Below are 610 nucleotides of genomic sequence, written 5' to 3'. Positions count from 1 at the left end.
GCCTCGCCGCCGGTGTGCACGACGAGGCCGTGGCCGGCCGCGGCGCGGACCAGCTCGCCGGCCGACCGGCTCGGCGCCGCGGCGACGGCCTGCTCCCAGTCGGCGCCCCTACCGTCCTGGTCCGGGCCGGGACAGGTGTTGACGATCCGGGCCAGGCCGTCGGCCAGGCTCTCCTCGGCCAGCGCGGCCGTCTCGCGTCCGACCAGCACGCGTACGGCCCGCTCCTCGGCCTCCTCGGCCTCCTCGGCCTTCTCGCTCTCCTCGGCCGCGCCGCCCTCGGCGGCCGGCTCGCCCAGTGCCTCCTGGAACACCAGGACCGTGCCCTCGCCGATGGCCTCCTCCAGGGCCGCCTCCGGATCGGGCACGCCGTACTGGGCCAGGGCCTTGTGCAGGAGCGGGGCGTCCAGGGCGGTGTGGCCCTTCACCTCGGCCTGGGCCAGCAGCCAGCCCAGCACGGCCAGGGAGCGGCGTACGTCGCCGGGGCCGCACTCGGGGCCGAGCACGGCGCGGGCGAAGCCGTCCGCCTGCTGCGGGCGGACGCCGGGCACGGCCAGCAGCAGCCAGGGGTCGGCGGCGAGCCGGCCCGCGGCGTCCTCGCCCAGGACCTCGG

At 78.9% G+C, this 610-nt stretch carries 1 pseudogene; it reads right to left on the bottom strand.

Annotated features, from left to right (window positions below):
* Positions 1-610: pseudogene (locus GPJ59_RS36775) on the bottom strand (DNA helicase RecD); the annotation flags it as partial.

The sequence above is a fragment of the Streptomyces bambusae genome, assembly GCF_019400985.1.
GTDB classification, from domain to species: domain Bacteria; phylum Actinomycetota; class Actinomycetes; order Streptomycetales; family Streptomycetaceae; genus Streptomyces; species Streptomyces bambusae_A.
Note: the sequence above shows the minus strand (reverse complement) of the source record. Positions and strands in the feature narration are given on the sequence as shown.